The organism is Frigoribacterium sp. UYMn621, assembly GCF_040549525.1.
Classification (GTDB): Bacteria; Actinomycetota; Actinomycetes; order Actinomycetales; family Microbacteriaceae; genus Lacisediminihabitans.
The window spans coordinates 455,635-471,643 of record NZ_JBEPTM010000002.1; the positions used below are offsets into that span (position 1 = coordinate 455,635).

A 16,009-nucleotide genomic window follows, 5' to 3' on the forward strand; every position below is an offset into this window, starting at 1 on the left:
AATCAATATAGGACATTGCATATATAAGATTTATCTTATATAGTCCAAGTATGACCCTCAGGCACGCCATCCTTGGCTTCCTCTCCGTCGCCCCGAGCACCGGCTACGACCTCAAGTCCTACTTCGACGGCAGCGTGCGCCAGTTCTGGACCGCCGATCAGGCCCAGATCTATCGGGTGCTCGCCCAGCTGGCACAGGACGGGCTCGTCACCATCGAGGTCATCCCCCAGTCAGACCGCCCGGACCGCAAGCTGCACCACCTCACTCCCGCCGGCACGGACGAGCTCGACCGCTGGCTCGCATCACCGCTCGACGCCCACGCCGTGCGGGAGCCGTTCCTGCTGCGTCTCTTCTTCGCCGGTCGGCTCGGCCGGGCCGGAGTGGGCGACCTCATCGATGCCCGAACCGCCGTGGCAGAGCAGCAGCTCGCCGTGTTGAGCGCCATCCGCTCCTCCAGCGGACCACCCGGCCCGAACCTCGAACGGATACTGCGCCTCGCGACCCTGGACAACGGCATCCGCCACACCCAGACCGAAATCGACTGGCTTGCCGAGCTGCGCCGGTCGGTCACCGCACTCACCGATGAAGGAGACCGACATGACTGAGACCGACATGACTGAGACACCCACCCGTACCGCCGCGGGGATCGCCGCAATAGGCCTCGCGGGTACCGCCCTCTTCCAGGTCGCGCTGGCGAGCGGAGTCCCGTGGGGAGCGGCCGCGTGGGGAGGACTCTACGAGCAGCTGCCCCCGCAACTGCGGGTGAGCAGCGCGATCTCCGCCGTCGTTCTGGTTGCCGCCGCCGCGCTGGTGTTGCGGCGGGCGGGGTTCTGGGGCACCACCTCGACGCCGGTGCGAGTGCTCACCTGGCTGCTCGTGCCGCTTCTCGCGCTGAGCGCGCTCGGCAACTTCGCCTCCGCGAGCCGGTGGGAGAACCTACTGCTGGGTCCGCTCGCGGTGGTGCTCTCGGTACTGTGCGTGGTGGTGGCGCGTTCGCGTACCTCCCCGCGCCACGATTGATCCCAGTCGCAGTCGTCGAGGTTGCCCCGCCGAGAGTCCGCCGTGGCGTCGACACCGATTCGAACTCAGGCGTGCCGGATCAGCGCCCGTTCGCGGACCCTGTCACCGGCAGGCGACGAAGTCGCGCGCCGGACCCATCTCGGACTGTCCCACCCGCGGTGGCTCATACGATCCCGAATAGCGCACGGTCGTGCCCGCGCACCCGACCGTGAGGATGCCGTACCAGATGAGCAGCATCGTCACGAGGAATCCGGCCGCGAAGTTGATGCCGAGAAAGCGCCTCCAGCCGCGGTTCGCGGTCTCGGCGTCGGCATCCGTGATGTTCCAGTACGGCAGCACGGTGAGGGCATACGGCAGCACGAGCACCGCCGCGAACAGCCCGGGGAACCGGGTGAACAGCAGCAGGATGCCCGCGAGCAGGTAGGCGAAGAAGGCCAGTCGCACGGTGGCCCGCCCGCCGATCACGGTGGCGATCGACGCGATGCCACCCTCGCGGTCGGCCACGATGTCCTGCACCGCGCCGAACGCGTGCGACGCGATCCCCCACAGGAAGAACGCCGCGAGAACCGCCCAGAGCGCCGGGGTGAACACGGTGGCGGCGAGCACGAAACCGTACACGGCCGGCGAGACGAAGTGAGTACTCGAGGTGAGCGAGTCGATGAACGGCCGCTCCTTGAAACGTAGGCCGGGAGCCGAGTACGCGACCACCGCGAAGACGCTGATGGCGAGCACCACCCACGACAGCGGACTGCCCACCGCGACGAGGAACACGAGGAACGGCACGTTGAGCACGATCGCCGCGCGCAGGGTGAGGCGGTGCACGCTCGGGTCGAGCAACGCACCCTCGACGCCGCCCTTGCGCGGGTTTCGCAGATCGGACTCGTAGTCGAAGACGTCGTTGATGCCGTACATCGCGAGGTTGTACGGGATGAGGAAGTAGATCGTGCCCACGATGAACACCACGTCGATCTGACGAGTCGACATGAAGTAGGCCGCCGCGAAGGGGAACGCGGTGTTCACCCAGCTGAGCGGCCGCGACGACACGAACAGGCTCTTAAGATTCTTCACGGGACCTCCCGGGCAGCAGCAGCCACACCGACGGCAGCAGCACCGCGGCGGCCACCGCATACGCGAAGTCCTCGAGCGGCGCGATGCCGATGAAGGCGCCGCTGATCTTGGCGGCGTCGTAACCGACGAGGCCGATGCCGATCATCACATTGTCGAAGACCGCGGTCACCAGCAGCAGGATCCCGAGGGTACCGAGAATCGGCAGCACGGGCATCGCACGCCGAGATTTGAGGAGCGCGAGGCATCCGAGCACCGCAACCGCGGCGAGGAAGATGGCGTTGAGTTGCCAGTAGTTCATCGAGAATCCGCCCCCTGGTCGGGTCTCGCCACGGCCGCGGACGGCCTGCTCGACCGAAGAGAGAGGAACCCCATGAGGTTCATGGTGAGGTAGCAGAGCAGGGTGAGGAAGAAGAGCTCCTCGACCGGGAACTCCGGCGCCACGACGAGTCCGGTCATGAAGGAGGTCTCCCCGCGGAAGAAGATCCCCAGGCCGATGCCGGAGAGATCCCAGGCGACGAAGAAGACGAGCCCTACCGCCAGCACGATCGCCGCCCGTCTCGCATCCCGCCAGAAGAAGAGCGCGAAACGTCTATCGAGCATCACCATGCCGGTGAGCGCGACCGCCAGCGCCGCCAGGTACAGGATCGCCATCAGGCCAGGGTGCGCTGCAGCGGCTCGGCGAGAGGTTCAGTGGAGCGGTCACCGCGGATGCGCTTGAGCACGACTTCGGCGCTGATGAGGCACATCGGAAGGCCGATTCCGGGGATCGTGGATCCCCCGGCATAGAACAGTCCCTCGACTTTGCGGCTCTTATTGCCCGACCGGAACATCGCGCTCTGCCCCAGCGTGTGAGCCGGCCCGAGAGCGGTGCCCCGCCAGGCGTTGAGATCGCTGACGAAGTCACCCGGGCCGAGCGTGCGGCGAAGGGTGATGCGTGACGCGAGGTCGGGGATGCCCGCCCAGACGGAGATCTGGGAGATCACCCGATCGGCAAGGGTCTCGATGCGGGTATCGCCGTCGCCGTCGACATCGCCCTTGCCGATGGTCGGATCGGCGGGGATGGGCACGAGCACGAAGAGGTTCTCGTAGCCGTCAGGGGCGGTGGAACGATCGATGCCGCTCGGCTTGCAGACATAGATGGATGCCGGATCGGGAATGGACGACTTCTCGCCGAAGATCTTCTCGAATCCCGCCTTCCAGTCACGCGCGAAGAACAGCGTGTGGTGCTCGAGCTGCGGCAACTCCCCCTTGACACCCAGGTAGATCAGAAGAGCGCTCGGCCCTGGCACCTTTTTGTCCCAGTACTCCTGGGGGAAGGTCTGCAACTCGACAGGCAGCAGCGCGGTCTCACTGTGGTGTAGGTCCGCGGCGGACACCACGATGTCGGCGACCAGTGTGCGGGTGGCGCCGGTGGCATCCGTGTAATCCACGCCCGTGACCACGGCGTCGCGGGTGTTGATCGCGGTGACCGGGGAACCGGTGAGGATGGTGACACCCTGCGCCTCGGCGAGTGCCTCGATGCGCCCGATGAGCTGGGTGAATCCCCCCATCGGATACATCACGCCACCCTCGAGGTCGAGGTGGCTCATCAGGTGATACATGCTCGGAGCGATATACGGCGAGGAGCCGAGGAAGACGGCGGGGTAGCCGAGAATCTGCTGGAGACGGGCATCCTTCACCGTGCGACGCACGAGGGTGGCCAGCGGAGTGAGCAGCAGGGAGACGAGCGTGCCGGTGCGCGAGAGCACGTCTTGACGCAGCAGCGGGCGGATGTCCGCGAAGCTCGAGTAGAGGAAGCGCTTCTTGGCGATCTCGTAGACGTCGCGCGCGGAGTCGAGGTACTTCACCATCTTGCGACGAGTGCCCGGCTCGATGCGCTCGAACAGCTCGAGATTCTCCTCCCGGCTCGCGGTGATGTCGATGGGTTCGGCCACCCCCTCGAACAGCACCCGGTAACCGGGATCAAGGGTTACCAGCTGGAGCTGCTCGTCGGCCGTGGTGCCGAGCAGGCGAAAGAAGTGGTCGAAGACCTCTGGCATGAGGTACCAGCTGGGTCCGGTGTCGAAGCGGAAGCCGTCGCGCTCCCAGGATCCTGCGCGACCGCCGACGCTCGGTCGACCTTCGAGCAGGGTCACCTCGTGACCGTCCTTCGCGAGGAGGGCGGCGGACGCCAATCCGGCGATTCCCCCGCCGATGACGACGATGCTGCTCATGATGCTGCTTTCGATCTGGCCGTGTGGGAGCGGAGAGTGGTTCGGGGAGTGCGGCCAGCCAGCGCGCCGGCGGCGATGCGGAGCTTCACCGGGTTCGGCACACGAACCCGGGAGGTCACGAGCCGGTCGGCCGGAGTCGCACGCAAGCGCACGGCGAGCTCGGAGAAGAGCCCCTGGGCAAGGGCGACGGCGCGACGAGAGCTGGCGGGAAGCAGGGGGACGACGGCTGCGGAATCACGGAGGTCGGAGTCGATGTCCTCGAGAAGGCGGGTCTTGTCCGCCTCGCTGAACGATTCGACGCTCACCCCGGGAAAGTAACTGCGGCCGAGCGTCTCGAAGTCGGCGGAAAGGTCGCGAAGGAAGTTGACCTTCTGAAACGCCGCGCCGAGCTTGCGCGCGCCGTGTTCCAGCCGCGCGAGTTCGGAAGGCGAGACGGTGCTGCCCTGCAAGAAGGTTGCGAGGCACATGAGGCCGACGACCTCCGCGGACCCATAGACGTAGGCCTCGAAGCTCTCGGCATCGTGTTCGGTCTGCACCAGGTCCATGCGCATCGACTCGAAGAACGGCTGCGTGAGCTCGCGACCGAAGCCGGTGGCCCGCGCCGTGCGGGCGAAGGCGTGGATCACCAGATTGGTGCTGTAGCCGGAATCGAGCGCGGCCTCGGTATCGCGCTCGAAGTCGTTGAGCACTCGCGCGGCGGCGAGCGGGTCGAGTCCGGCATCCGCTGCTCCCCCATCCACGACCTCATCGGCCACCCGCACGAGGGCGTAGATGTTCTCGACGTGACGGCGAACCGGCGGCGAGAGCAGGCGGGAGGCCAGGCCGAACGAGGTGGAGTAGCGCCGGATGACCACGCTCGCGGTCTCTTCCGCAACCTGGTCGTACAGGTTCGGCCCCGAGTGTCGCGGCGGACGCGGATGATTGCTGTCGTCGGTCATCGCGCAGTCCTGTCCCGTGCAGCGGCGGTTAGGCTGGAGCGACGCTTCAGCACGGCTTCGAACCGGAAATCGCTTCCCCTCGAGGGAACTTTCAGGTCATGGCCGGTCACAACTTCAGGGTAACGGACACACATGGAAACCAGCACAGGGCTTGTGCAGAGTGGTACAGAGTTTGTGGTACTTCTGGATGACTCGGGCGCGCCCATCGGCGAGGCCGACAAGTTCTCGGTGCACGGGCCTTCCACGCCGCTTCACCTCGCCTTCTCGTGCCACGTCTACGACCCGGCCGGGCGGGTGCTGGTCACTCGCCGAGCGCTCTCGAAGCTCACCTGGCCCGGGGTCTGGACCAACTCTTTCTGCGGGCACCCCTTTCCCGGCGAGCCCCAGGAAGAAGCCATCGCGCGCCGCGCAGCGTTCGAACTCGGCATCACGGTCACCGACCTCGAGGTCGTGCTTCCCGATTTCCGCTACCGTGCGGTCGACGCGTCAGGCATCGTGGAGAACGAGGTCTGCCCGGTCTATCGTGCGGTGACGACGGATGTCGTGAAACCCAACCCTGCGGAGGTCTCCGAGTTCGCCTGGCTCGAGCCGCACCTTCTTTTCGGTGCGGTCACTGCGGCACCCTTCGCCTTCAGCCCGTGGCTCGGCTGGCAGCTGGAGCAACTCGGCGCCTAGGGACGGCCGTCGACCGCTCCGCTGGTCGAGTGGCGCGGTCTGCCGCGCGTATCGAGAGCCGGCCTCAGTCCAGCAGGCTCTCATCCCGCGAGATATCCGTGCGGTGAAAATTCTGGAATGACCGCGAGGCCGTCGGCCCGCGCTGCCCCTGGTAGCGCGAGGAGTACTCGGCGGAGCCATAGGGCTTCTCTGCCGGCGAGGTCAGCCGGATGAAGCAAAGCTGCCCGATCTTCATCCCGGGCCAGAGCTTGATCGGCAGGGTCGCCACGTTCGACAATTCGAGCGTGACATGACCGCTGAAGCCGGGGTCGACGAATCCTGCGGTGGAGTGGGTGAGAAGGCCAAGCCGGCCAAGCGAACTCTTGCCCTCTAGGCGCGCCGCCACGTCATCCGGAAGCGTGACGAGCTCGTAGGTCGAGCCGAGCACGAATTCGCCGGGGTGCAGGATAAACGGCTGGTCGGGTGCCGCTTCCACGAGCCGCGTGAGGTCGGGCTGGTCTTCGGCCGGGTCGATGAAGGGGTATTTGTGGTTGTCGAAGAGCCGGAAGAAGCGGTCGAGCCGCACGTCGATGCTCGACGGCTGGATCATCGAGGGCTCGTACGGTTGCAGCCCGATGCGTCCGGAGTCGAGTTCGAGCTTGATATCGCGGTCCGAGAGCAGCATGCACAGAGCCTACCGAACCCGTCGTTGCTAGTATTCATGAGTGCCACAGTCCGGTTTCGGATGCGGCCGCGCGAGCGTAGTTCAATGGCAGAACTCCTGCTTCCCAAGCAGGTAGTGCGGGTTCGATTCCCGTCGCTCGCTCTGAAAGAGTCCCGTTTGTGCTTTATCAGGCCAGATGATAATCCCCAAGGGAACTTGATAATTCGAGGACTGCCAGGGAACGGCGGAAATGCGGCGCTTCTCATGTCGCGATTGACGCACCCTTTCGCGACTTCGTTACGGGCGGGTCTTACGGACAAGGCGGTAGACGAGTGCCGCTGATCGTCGCTCGGTGCCATGGGACACTGCGCCGGCCTTGGTTAGCCCTTGGTGGATCTGTCGCGGTCGACGTCCGGCTTGCGGGTTGGCGGGCTCTGTGTAAATAGGATCTCTCGCCGCGCGTGTTGGTCTATCGGTAACTAATTGTCAGGATGGTGCAACACTTTGACTCGTGCTGGTCATTACCTAAGTGAAGGTGATCATTTGGAGGAAGACCATGGACGACAGGGAACTGGGCGAGCTGCTCGGTCGGGCGAGGACGCCCTGGGCTAGCAGGGTATCCACCGAGGTGAGCAACTTGGTGGATGCCACAAAGGAGCACACGCGGCCCCGGAAGGCCGTGCGACGGACGTGGTCACGAAGCCTCGTATGGGGTGGTGTTGCAGCTGGGGCGCTGATTCTGACTGCCGGGGCCAGCGTTGTAGCGGCTCAACTGGGCATCCCTCCATTCCAAGGCATCGAAGACGGCACCGAGCGCACGACTACGGCGATACCGGTCGACTATGTTGAGTCGGATGGTCACGAAGTGCGTTGTCTGGCGTTCATGGAATTCCGCAACCTCGACGCAGCGGCGGACGCAAAGATCGAACGCTTTATCAAGGTAAGCGACTGGACCGGGTTCGGCCAGGGATTGTTCGACTCGGCCCGAGCGAACTCGACGCAATCCAGCACAGCGACTTCTCGATTGGGCACTCTCGTTGATGCAGCACTGTTTGAGAGGGCCGCAAGTGTCCTGCCCGAGCTTCAACGCGGTCCTGCGAACACAACCGATGTCATTTTTAATGGTTCGTCCATGTCATGCAGTCCCCAGGGCGAATGAGCGCCGGAGCTGGCCGAGTGTCCATCGGGCGACGGGTCGCTCGTCCGGATGTGGCGGTACTTGCTGATCATTCAGGTCGACTGCGGGTGGAGACGCTGGTGCGGGCGGAGGCAGGAAACCTCCTTGCGTACTTTTCGCGTCGAGTATCCCCGCAGGCCGACGCAGCCGACCTCCTTGGGGACACTTTGCTGGTGTTGTGGCGCCGTGCACGGTCGATACCCGAAAACGACGATGAGGGGCGGATGTGGATGTTCGGGATCGCCCGAAACGTGCTCGCTACCCACCGCCGCGGATTATCACGCCGACTCGCACTCGCCGATCGACTCCGCGATGAAATGTCGATCCTTCCCAGCTCAGGTGCCCTGGACGGGACACCTCAAGCTGCCCCCGGTGACGATCGACTGGAGGCCGTCGTGTCCGCGATGGCTGAACTATCGGCGTCGGATCGCGAAATCATCATGCTTGTTCACTTTGACGGATTCACTCTCGTTGTTGCTGGCCGCCTCCTTCACCTTCGCGCGACCGCCGCGCGAAGCCGCTACCACAGAGCCCGCAACCGGCTCAGAGAAATCGTCGAAGCCGCATTACCCGCCGATCAGGAAAACTTCGCAAACGACCAGAGTTCATCATGATGCTCAGCACGGCTCAGAACCCAGCGAGCATCAACCCCGAGCCTTCGAAGATCGAGCCGTCGGACGTTGAACTTCCACCTACGATTTCCTTCACCGTCGGGGATTGGACTCAATCCCGATCGTAGGAAGGTTGGACAAGACCTCCTGATCTCCTTGTCGTCCCGTTGAAGGTCCGGCTTTCGGTCACGATCCGTCACGAGCTCAGATTGCGGAGCGCGATCGTCCAGTCGGAATTTGGTTGCCATTTCGTCGTGAACTTTTCTTCGCTCATGGATTTCAAGTCCCTCTGAAGCTGATCCAACATCCACACGGTGTCTTGTCCTGCGTCACCTCTCGACACCTCGTCGCCGGTGTCGCGGCGACGGATCACCGCATCCTTGGTGGACGGTGCACCCAAGAGGAGGCCACCAACTAAAAATCCAATCAGGTTGGTGGCAACGGCCGCGGCTCGATCAACCGCGTTAGGTTTCAGCTCGATAAAAGCAACCCAAACGTCTGACGCACTGCCTTTCCGCACACGACGAAGTGTGGCACGCAGTGGCCGCGCGGACACGCTGCCGCTCTCAGCGGTTGCAGAGTCGCACGGTCTTACCGAGCTGAGCGTACCTGCCCGGTCGATGTCCGTCCTTTGTACGGTCCGACGGGTTGCCCGTTTGAGTTGCCGACTCCATGCTTGTGTCATGCAAATCGCCAATGCCGGGAACTCGGATCGACGAAGGTTCAGTGCACAAGCTCTGCAATTAGCCCACATGCTTCACGACTGGGATCCGATCGGTGTCTACGAGGGCGACGATCCGAACCCTTCGCCAGACGAGTACGACGATTTGGTGTCACCAATCTTGATCGCCCTTCGCGCTAATCCCGACCCGACAGCGCTTGCAAGTCAACTCCGCGAGGCTCTTTCATCGGATTACGGGCTCAGCGACGCCGACCACATCGACGAATTCGCGGAGCGCATCGTCGCTTGGTCGATTGCCACTCTGGACGGATCGAGCCCTTAGCTACCATCAGCTAAAGGCTGCATCTACATTCAGCGCCGCTTGCTTGATCGAAGACGGTTGAGATGGGTCTTCCAAGTGACTGCGTGTCGAGGCCCGCAATCACGGCCTGGATCTGTCGCGTTGAAGGTCCCGCCTACGGGCACCAGGAAGGTGCCGTCATCGGGCGCACTGATACGGTCAGCATGTGAATCACCGCGGCAGCAGCACCTTGATCCTCGGTGCCAACGGTCAACTCGGCAGGGCGCTTCGGCGTCTTTTGCCGCAGGCTGATTTCGCGAGTCGGGCGGAGATCGACGTCCGAGATCCGCGCTTAGATTCGTCCCGAGACTGGGGTCGTTACGACACCGTCATCAACGCGGCCGCTTACACAAATGTGGATCACGCGGAGACTGCTGAGGGACATGGCCGCGACCCACGTAGACAGTTCTCGTGTTGAAGAGACGTGCTTCCGCACAGCGTGTTCCCTTGACAACAGGCAGAAGGCGAGATGGCGGGAACCACGTGGATAATTTCGGCGAAGACGGACGGCCCGCCCGTGCATCGTCTGCTCACCGTTCCTTGGCCCGGATTCCGTCGAGCAGTGTCGCCGCCGTCAGGAACGGGAATGGGCCACCGACGTATGCCGCAGGTACGTGGACGCGTGTCACGAACGTCGCCTCGACCCGATACGGATCCTCTGCGTCCCGCGGCGGAAGCCGGAGGGCGGCGGCAACTTTGTCGGCGTGTGGGGCGAGGTCATCGTACTTGCGTTGTAGTTGGGTGGCGTATGCGCCTTTCTTCCTATAGAAGTCATCGAGTTGTCGGCTGATCTGCGGTGTCGCGAAGACGTTGGCGGGGTCCTTGGCCTCGAGCAGGTGGATGACCGGATCGCCGGCCCGTCCTGCGACCGCGTCGATCTCAGTAGCGAGCGTCGTCAACCCGAGCCTCCCCGGCTTCGTTTCCTTGATATTGCTCAGAACGGACCACCCGTCCGTTTCCAGTATGCCGACGATGTCCCGCTCGAGTGCCGAATTCTTCGCATCGCGGAATCGTTCTAGCGCGCGTTCCAGAACGACAGGAGGTGCCGGCTGGCTCCATGGGAGCTGCCCCTGTTCGAGATAGCCGCGGTAGACGCTCAGCGACGCGAGGAGAAAATGCGGGGTTACGAGGATGTTGCCGGTGCTCAGAGTGGGCAGTGGCTGGACAAGCAGTCGTCTGAGGCGGGTTCGGGCAAGCCAGGGGCGCCAGTCGTCCTTCTTCAAGTCCTCGCTTGTGCTGGTTAGCAGTGCGAGGGCGGCGGTCACACGCGCGTTGCCGTCGGGCTCATCGCCGAGGACGCTGGTGTCGAGCACCCATGCGATTGCCTCGTTCACCGTCATCGTTTTCACCTCCGGATCGCCGGGGGCGTAGTCGATGCCGGCGAGGGAGAACAAGGTCGTGTAGATGTCGAGCGCGGTGGCGCCGAACGCGGCGAGCATCTCCTTCTCGACGGCTTCCCGTTGGGGTTCCGGCACCGAGCTTTCATCCCAATCGTCCTCGAACCCCTGTCGGACAAATGCCTTGGCGTAGTCCGAGGCATTCAGCTGGTAGGACGCTCTTCCAACTTCGGCGGGATCGGCGGGCGTGCCGCTCTGAACCGAGATCTCGAAGAGGTCGCTGATCGAGATCGCCGTCGGAGTGACCTGATAATGGATGCTCTCACTGCGATTGGTTGCTTCCAGATACGCCTTCGCCGCGGCGAGAATGCCACCCCATGTCGGTTCGTCCATGATCTTCGTGCCGGATGGCATCGAACGGAGCGCGGCCTCGACGATTATCTCGTTATACCGGCGCAGCACATGCCCTTGCGCATGGGTCTGGGTCGCACGATCTACCGGATCCCAGGCGAGGGGAAGTTCGCGTGCAGATCGACGGACATTTTCGAGGTCCCGGTTGCGGTTCTCGACAGTCCGTTGGAGCTGCTCCATCCCGAAGGCGATCAGTTTGTCGGAGTCGTAACCGCGTAGCCGCTCCTCGAGGAGCTCGAGTGCGATGACGGCGAGCACGTCCCGGTCGAGTGCTTTGGCGTCCTCGCCCTCGTACGTGCCGGGAGCGATCCCCGCGGCTTTCACCCGTTGGGCGATTACCTGATCGGTGGACGAAACGAAAGCGTTGCCGACATCCACGGGTGCGGTCAGGTTGTTCCGCATCGTCTGGGTCTGAGAGACATTCAACGTCATCGTCGGCGGAGCTGCGAGCACCGCTGCGGACACGCGTGCGGCCGCTGATGTGTCGATGCCTGCGGCGATGAGCAGTTCCTCTATCCAAATCGCAAACGCCGCGCGGATTGCGAGAGAGTCGCCGTCGCCCATCTCGGTGAAGCGGTCAAAGTCGACGTTCACTAACGCGTGGACGACGCCGCGTCCGTCGATGCTGACGTCGGATACCCACTGGACTCGATCCTCAAGAATGTCGTCATCCCGGATCACCTGGTCCAGAACGTAACCGGCAATGACCGATGCCGTGTGGGCTGCGGTCCATTCGGCGAGGATGCCCTCGATCGTGAACCCTATCGATCCGGCCATGTCCCGGAGGAGCTGGCGACGCTCCAGCTCATTCTGTCGAACGTCTCCGGCTGAGACAGCCACCGGGATCGGTCCGGTGTGTAGTGACCAGCCTTCCGGTGCAGGTTTGAAATGTCGCCCCGACACATCCAGCGGCATGTCATCGGCGTTCGGGTCGCTTTCTGGTTCAATCCACCGGTAGACCGCTACGGGCGACTCGCTCGCGTGGCTTACGCCGACGGTGTCCCGCAGGGCAGGAAGGCCCAGGACGGTAAGGGCCACCTCTGCGCGTGTCCACTCGGCTGCGCGGGTCCATTCCGCCTCGCCGCCGTGCGGTTCGATGACCATGATGGCGCCGGTCTGCCCGCCAGTGAAGAACGCTTTGCCGTGGCTGCGCCACGTCTCCCAATAGTCGATCGCTTCGAACCCGATCGAACGCTCCATCGCGGGAGCGGTGACATCACGGCAGAAGTTGAGGAGGTCGAACTCGTTGTCGGCGGACGTAGACATCCACCGGAGGTCGTCCAACGACACACTCGCCAAGCCACCGCCCTGCCGAGTCATGATGTGGTCGGGTGTTGATGCGACCAGAAGAGGTATCACCTCGACACCTGCGTTGAGAGTCGCCGAACCTCCCGCGAGCTTGATCGTGACACCCTCGCCTTTCGCCGCTTTTTCCGCGACAGTCAGGACCGCAGGGTTTTCGCGGAAGCCGAGGCGATCACCGTCCAACCCGGAGATGACCTGCACCGCGAGCGCGAGCTGCTCGCCGAGCGGGATCACCCACTGGACCACGTTTCCCGGCGCGGCGGCTGGACCGTCGGACAGATCGGGAGGGCCGTACATCTGGTCGGCGAATCTCCACAAATACTCTCTCGTGGCTGCGGCGGATGCCTGCGCGAAGGCAAATTCCGAGGTCATATCTCCGGCCACGGTTCGCGCAAGTTCACCGACGGCGAAGCTGAGAACTTCGGGCAGGAACGCAAGCGGAAGCCATCGGGGTTCTTCACCCGGCGCTGCTCGGAAGCGGAGGAAGCGGCCGAACGGACTCTGCGGGTGCTCGGCCTCGAAGGCGAGAGCGTCGCTCTCGAAAGTCATCCAGTCCAAGGCGAGTCTGGCGCGGTCGTCTGAGATGAGATCCTCGGGTGTTCCGACCTCGAAGGACTCGCATGCGACCACGAGTTCCTCGGAAGAGAGAACGATCCGACCTTCCGGCGCCTCTCCGACCGGCCACGCTGGCGCAAATAGTTCGGTAATCCGGTGCGAATAGCCGAGCACGACATGGAGCACGTCGGCGACCCCGAACCCGTGCTTCTCGATCAGCTGTGCATCGATCGCGGACAGCAGCAGTGCGCGGTCCACATCGGCGACCGGCCGTTCGATAGAGCCGGGGAAAAGACGGACAGTCGAACCGTCGAGGCGGACACGGACATCGAGTCGCGGGTCCGGGGCGAGGTAGTCCTCGTATTGCGCGTAACCCGGGTTCGCAGAATCCACCGCCGAGAGCAGCTGCGTGAGCGTGGATTCGTCGGCGGATTTCGATCCGTGAGTTGGCGTTTGGGCAAACGCATGGACGAGGAATCCGAGCGACGACCAGCGCTGCCGGACTGTCGGCGATGCCCCCGCTGCGAGCAGCAGAGCCCATAGTTCCTCACGCTCATACTCGCCGATGATTGCCGACAAATCAACGGGCCGAGCCTTCGGAGGCTTCTTCGGCTTGTGCAGTTTGTCTCGTCCCATAGCTAATACAACCGCGAATCGTGAGAACTTACTGAACGGTCCGGTCCGGTGCGTTGCGGCAGCGGTGAAGCGGCAGCATGTGAATGGTCACGATGCCGATGAAGCCGAACTCAGCGCCGCGGCTTCGCTGGCGACGGCCCGCCGGCCCGGGTCGTGATCGGAACGGCTATCGATGCCCGAAGAGGTTCCGCTTATGGGACGGATTTGTAGTGCTCGACCAGAGGGAATGGCTCATAGAAATGGTGCAGGAGAGTGCGCCACGTTTGGTATTGCTCCGACTGCCTGAATCCGATCGTGTGGTCTTCCAAACGCTCCCAGTCAACGAGCAATAGGTAGGTGCATGGCGATTCGATCGAACGCGACAGTGAAAGTCCGCGGCACCCAGGCATTGAGGTGATGATGCCCCACGCCTCCGCAAAGGCAATCTCGAACTCCTCTTCCCTGCCGGGCATAACTGGCAACAGTGAATGTTCGGTAATCACGTAAATAGAGTCCCATTCATCGTTCCGCTTTCGGCAGACCATCGCAAAGGGCTGACTCTGATCTGGCCCGCTCAGATGGGAGGTCGGAAGCTTGTCAATTCAGATTCGTCAAGCCGAGCTCGAAGAGAGCGTTGGTGATGCGCGTCCTCTGTTCGGTCGGAACTGAACCTCGGTTCTGAAGGAACCAAACGTTGATGCCTTCGAGGTCGTACTGGGCCATCGCGCGGCTCGGCCCGAGATTACCTGAACACATTGACTCAAGAACTTTGACTGTTCGCTCAGCTGGGAGGGCGCGTGTGATTCTTTCAACCAGATGCTGGCTCGACATCGGCACTCCACGATTAGTTGCGGCGAGACCTGCTGCGAAATCAAAGAAATCATTGTCACTAATGTCCGAGTTTCGAGCGAGAGTGTCCAACGCTCGCCAGACGGTCGCGGCTCGAGCCTTTTTCTCACAAACCTTTGCAAGCAGTTTCAGCCGTCGTGCAGCCGTAGCGTCGGCCTCGACAACGTCCGTTGGAAAGAGATAGCGCAGGCAGGTCTCCGCGGCCGGGTTGTCGCGGAACATCGCCGACCAGGTCGTGTCGTCGATTTGATCGATACCTACGATGTCGTAGAGCACAGCCCAGAGCGCTGGATGTGCCGCATCCCGCTCGGTTGAGCTCGCGAACGAATTGACAAACTTGAGATCAAGACTTAAAAGTGTGGGCGCAAAATCACCGCTGCGGAAGTTCGCGTCGAGAATCGCGCGACGCGTTTCCGAACTTGCAGCGGGTCCAACCAGCGAGTCAACGTTTTGTTCCCACCACCGCGGCGATCGGCGTATCAGCCAGCGGGCCCAGTTGCCCAGGCAGGCTGCAATCTGTTGGTCGGCTAGCGCGGTATTCACGAGTTGTTTGAGCGCAATGTCGAGCGCCTCAGCGTGCTCCGTGTTCGTCAGCAGCGGCGAACTCATTTCGATGAGCAACCGCACCATTTGCCCTCTGATGGAAAACAAAACGGGGAATCCGGTGTCCTGTTCGGAGGAGCCGATGAGCCGCAATAGCGTGAGTGTCTCTGGGAGTGCGTGATGAAGCCACCAGCCGACGTCGGCGCTAGTTCGCGGTCTCGATGCACCTCGGTCGCGCAGTTGATCAAGCAGTTCACGGACGAGGATCCCGACGGCGTGTTTTTCGGCAACAGTCCTAACTACTTCAAACCCTTCAGTTGTGGTGTCTGCGCGGTTGACGGTCGCTCTCCACAGCTCTTGCAGTTCTTCCCAGGACAACGGCACGGCTTCTTCACCGTCGTTCATTGCCGCGATGACCGCTTTTTGAATCCACGGCTCCTGAAGGTCCAATATTGCGGCGAAGTCGTTTTTCCACTGCGATCTGTGTCCAGCAACGTGGGCAACCAGAGGGTTCTGGATGCTGACCGCGAGATGCATGTCGGAAGGTTCTCGAGTCGAGAGTTCTCCATTTATCAGCGAAACAAAACCCGATACGTCCAGCGAATCTAGGTCGACTCCCTTCAGCACCGATTCCGGCGTCGTTGGAGTTGCGAAAAATGATGGTCGAGCCGGCAGCGGCCCAAAGGTGATCCCGGCTTCCGCGGATACTTCAAGCACGGTCGACCACGAATCGGGTGTGAGATCCTTGGTCAAATGACCGGTCCAGTTCGCTTGGCGAAACCAATCGGCACGCGTCTCAGAGATCTTCGCCAGGTCAGCCGAAACTTGCTGGGCGTCCGGAGCATCTCCAAGCGCTTCCGCTAGCCGAGCTGCACAAACATCCGGTCCTAGGGCATTCGCGATTTCCTCAGTGTGAAGCGCCTCAAATGCACGGTTGCGTCCCCGGGAGTGGTGTGGTTTTCGGGGTTTCGAGCGTTGGATGGTCGACGTGAAGAGCCACCGTGGGATGGTCAGTGAGTAACGACTA

17 protein-coding genes and 1 tRNA gene are annotated in these 16,009 nt (G+C 62.8%); 8 read left to right on the forward strand and 10 right to left on the reverse strand.

Annotated elements, in window-relative coordinates:
* Positions 1-50 precede the first annotated feature (50 nt).
* On the forward strand, positions 51-605 hold the full coding sequence (locus ABIB54_RS06260; RefSeq protein WP_354574643.1) for a PadR family transcriptional regulator: 555 nt from the start codon (positions 51-53) through the stop codon (positions 603-605).
* Positions 598-1,020 carry a hypothetical protein gene (locus ABIB54_RS06265; protein WP_354574644.1) on the forward strand — a complete coding sequence of 141 codons (423 nt, stop codon included), beginning with the start codon at positions 598-600 and terminating at the stop codon, positions 1,018-1,020. The genes ABIB54_RS06260 and ABIB54_RS06265 overlap by 8 nt, the downstream gene beginning before the upstream one ends.
* 102 nt (positions 1,021-1,122) lie before the next feature.
* Here the strand turns inward: ABIB54_RS06265 and ABIB54_RS06270 are convergent, their stop codons facing one another.
* Genes ABIB54_RS06270 through ABIB54_RS06290 form a run of 5 tightly spaced genes read right to left on the reverse strand, consistent with a single transcriptional unit; the run spans position 1,123 to position 5,239 of the window.
* Positions 1,123-2,148 carry a prenyltransferase gene (locus tag ABIB54_RS06270; protein ID WP_502917080.1) on the reverse strand — a complete coding sequence of 342 codons (1,026 nt, stop codon included), beginning with the start codon at positions 2,146-2,148 and terminating at the stop codon, positions 1,123-1,125.
* Positions 2,075-2,386, reverse strand: coding sequence for a lycopene cyclase domain-containing protein (locus ABIB54_RS06275; protein ID WP_354574646.1), 312 nt, complete (start codon positions 2,384-2,386; stop codon positions 2,075-2,077). The genes ABIB54_RS06270 and ABIB54_RS06275 overlap by 74 nt, the downstream gene beginning before the upstream one ends.
* Positions 2,383-2,739 (reverse strand): lycopene cyclase domain-containing protein, encoded by a 357-nt coding sequence (locus tag ABIB54_RS06280; protein ID WP_354574647.1) that lies wholly within the window; start codon positions 2,737-2,739, stop codon positions 2,383-2,385. The genes ABIB54_RS06275 and ABIB54_RS06280 overlap by 4 nt, the downstream gene beginning before the upstream one ends.
* Positions 2,739-4,301: a phytoene desaturase family protein gene (gene crtI / locus ABIB54_RS06285; protein ID WP_354574648.1), complete on the reverse strand. Its 1,563-nt coding sequence runs from the start codon at positions 4,299-4,301 to the stop codon at positions 2,739-2,741. The genes ABIB54_RS06280 and crtI overlap by 1 nt, the downstream gene beginning before the upstream one ends.
* Complete coding sequence (locus tag ABIB54_RS06290; protein ID WP_354574649.1) at positions 4,298-5,239, reverse strand: phytoene/squalene synthase family protein; 942 nt, start codon at positions 5,237-5,239, stop codon at positions 4,298-4,300. Before ABIB54_RS06290 ends, crtI begins: the two co-directional genes overlap by 4 nt.
* A 132-nt stretch (positions 5,240-5,371) precedes the next feature.
* Between ABIB54_RS06290 and idi the strand changes: the two genes are divergently transcribed.
* Positions 5,372-5,914, forward strand: coding sequence for an isopentenyl-diphosphate Delta-isomerase (gene idi, locus ABIB54_RS06295; protein ID WP_354574650.1), 543 nt, complete (start codon positions 5,372-5,374; stop codon positions 5,912-5,914).
* A gap of 64 nt (positions 5,915-5,978) precedes the next feature.
* Here idi and dcd read toward each other — a convergent pair whose 3' ends face one another.
* The gene (gene dcd / locus ABIB54_RS06300; RefSeq protein WP_354574651.1) at positions 5,979-6,578 is read right to left on the reverse strand and encodes a dCTP deaminase; all 600 of its coding nucleotides are present in this window, start codon (positions 6,576-6,578) and stop codon (positions 5,979-5,981) included.
* 70 nt (positions 6,579-6,648) lie between these two features.
* Between dcd and ABIB54_RS06305 the strand changes: the two genes are divergently transcribed.
* The 3 genes from ABIB54_RS06305 (at position 6,649) to ABIB54_RS06315 (ending at position 8,348) form a co-directional block, all read left to right on the forward strand.
* A tRNA-Gly gene (locus ABIB54_RS06305) sits at positions 6,649-6,719 on the forward strand.
* Positions 6,720-7,113: 394 nt separating this feature from the next.
* Positions 7,114-7,716: a hypothetical protein gene (locus tag ABIB54_RS06310; RefSeq protein ID WP_354574652.1), complete on the forward strand. Its 603-nt coding sequence runs from the start codon at positions 7,114-7,116 to the stop codon at positions 7,714-7,716.
* Positions 7,717-7,766: 50 nt separating this feature from the next.
* The gene (locus ABIB54_RS06315) at positions 7,767-8,348 is read left to right on the forward strand and encodes an RNA polymerase sigma factor (RefSeq protein ID WP_354574653.1); all 582 of its coding nucleotides are present in this window, start codon (positions 7,767-7,769) and stop codon (positions 8,346-8,348) included.
* Between the two features lie 193 nt (positions 8,349-8,541).
* Here the strand turns inward: ABIB54_RS06315 and ABIB54_RS06320 are convergent, their stop codons facing one another.
* A complete protein-coding gene (locus tag ABIB54_RS06320) occupies positions 8,542-8,865 on the reverse strand; it encodes a hypothetical protein (protein WP_354574654.1) in 324 nt (107 codons plus the stop codon).
* A 163-nt stretch (positions 8,866-9,028) separates the two neighbouring features.
* Between ABIB54_RS06320 and ABIB54_RS06325 the strand changes: the two genes are divergently transcribed.
* Both ABIB54_RS06325 and ABIB54_RS06330 read left to right on the forward strand, forming a co-directional pair.
* The gene (locus ABIB54_RS06325; RefSeq protein WP_354574655.1) at positions 9,029-9,349 is read left to right on the forward strand and encodes a hypothetical protein; all 321 of its coding nucleotides are present in this window, start codon (positions 9,029-9,031) and stop codon (positions 9,347-9,349) included.
* A gap of 184 nt (positions 9,350-9,533) precedes the next feature.
* A complete protein-coding gene (locus tag ABIB54_RS06330) occupies positions 9,534-9,785 on the forward strand; it encodes a sugar nucleotide-binding protein (protein ID WP_354574656.1) in 252 nt (83 codons plus the stop codon).
* Positions 9,786-9,897: 112 nt separating this feature from the next.
* Here the strand turns inward: ABIB54_RS06330 and ABIB54_RS06335 are convergent, their stop codons facing one another.
* The 3 genes from ABIB54_RS06335 to ABIB54_RS06345 all read right to left on the reverse strand — a co-directional run.
* A complete protein-coding gene (locus tag ABIB54_RS06335; RefSeq protein ID WP_354574657.1) occupies positions 9,898-13,611 on the reverse strand; it encodes a hypothetical protein in 3,714 nt (1,237 codons plus the stop codon).
* 191 nt (positions 13,612-13,802) lie between these two features.
* Complete coding sequence (locus ABIB54_RS06340) at positions 13,803-14,135, reverse strand: antibiotic biosynthesis monooxygenase family protein (protein WP_354574658.1); 333 nt, start codon at positions 14,133-14,135, stop codon at positions 13,803-13,805.
* A gap of 52 nt (positions 14,136-14,187) precedes the next feature.
* The coding region (locus ABIB54_RS06345) for a hypothetical protein (RefSeq protein WP_354574659.1) at positions 14,188-16,009 on the reverse strand (1,822 nt) is incomplete at its 5' end.

Bases quoted from the DNA above. Each gene is read 5' to 3' on its own strand.
- idi (WP_354574650.1), top strand. From the start codon at position 5,372: ATGGAAACCAGCACAGGGCTTGTGCAGAGTGGTACAGAGTTTGTGGTA.
- ABIB54_RS06310 (WP_354574652.1), top strand. From the start codon at position 7,114: ATGGACGACAGGGAACTGGGCGAGCTGCTCGGTCGGGCGAGGACGCCC.
- ABIB54_RS06325 (WP_354574655.1), top strand. From the start codon at position 9,029: ATGCAAATCGCCAATGCCGGGAACTCGGATCGACGAAGGTTCAGTGCA.
- ABIB54_RS06280 (WP_354574647.1), bottom strand. From the start codon at position 2,739: ATGGCGATCCTGTACCTGGCGGCGCTGGCGGTCGCGCTCACCGGCATG.
- ABIB54_RS06265 (WP_354574644.1), top strand. From the start codon at position 598: ATGACTGAGACCGACATGACTGAGACACCCACCCGTACCGCCGCGGGG.
- dcd (WP_354574651.1), bottom strand. From the start codon at position 6,578: ATGCTGCTCTCGGACCGCGATATCAAGCTCGAACTCGACTCCGGACGC.
- ABIB54_RS06270 (WP_502917080.1), bottom strand. From the start codon at position 2,148: ATGCGGTGGCCGCCGCGGTGCTGCTGCCGTCGGTGTGGCTGCTGCTGC.
- ABIB54_RS06340 (WP_354574658.1), bottom strand. From the start codon at position 14,135: ATGGTCTGCCGAAAGCGGAACGATGAATGGGACTCTATTTACGTGATT.
- ABIB54_RS06275 (WP_354574646.1), bottom strand. From the start codon at position 2,386: ATGAACTACTGGCAACTCAACGCCATCTTCCTCGCCGCGGTTGCGGTG.
- ABIB54_RS06290 (WP_354574649.1), bottom strand. From the start codon at position 5,239: ATGACCGACGACAGCAATCATCCGCGTCCGCCGCGACACTCGGGGCCG.
- ABIB54_RS06260 (WP_354574643.1), top strand. From the start codon at position 51: ATGACCCTCAGGCACGCCATCCTTGGCTTCCTCTCCGTCGCCCCGAGC.
- crtI (WP_354574648.1), bottom strand. From the start codon at position 4,301: ATGAGCAGCATCGTCGTCATCGGCGGGGGAATCGCCGGATTGGCGTCC.
- ABIB54_RS06335 (WP_354574657.1), bottom strand. From the start codon at position 13,611: ATGGGACGAGACAAACTGCACAAGCCGAAGAAGCCTCCGAAGGCTCGG.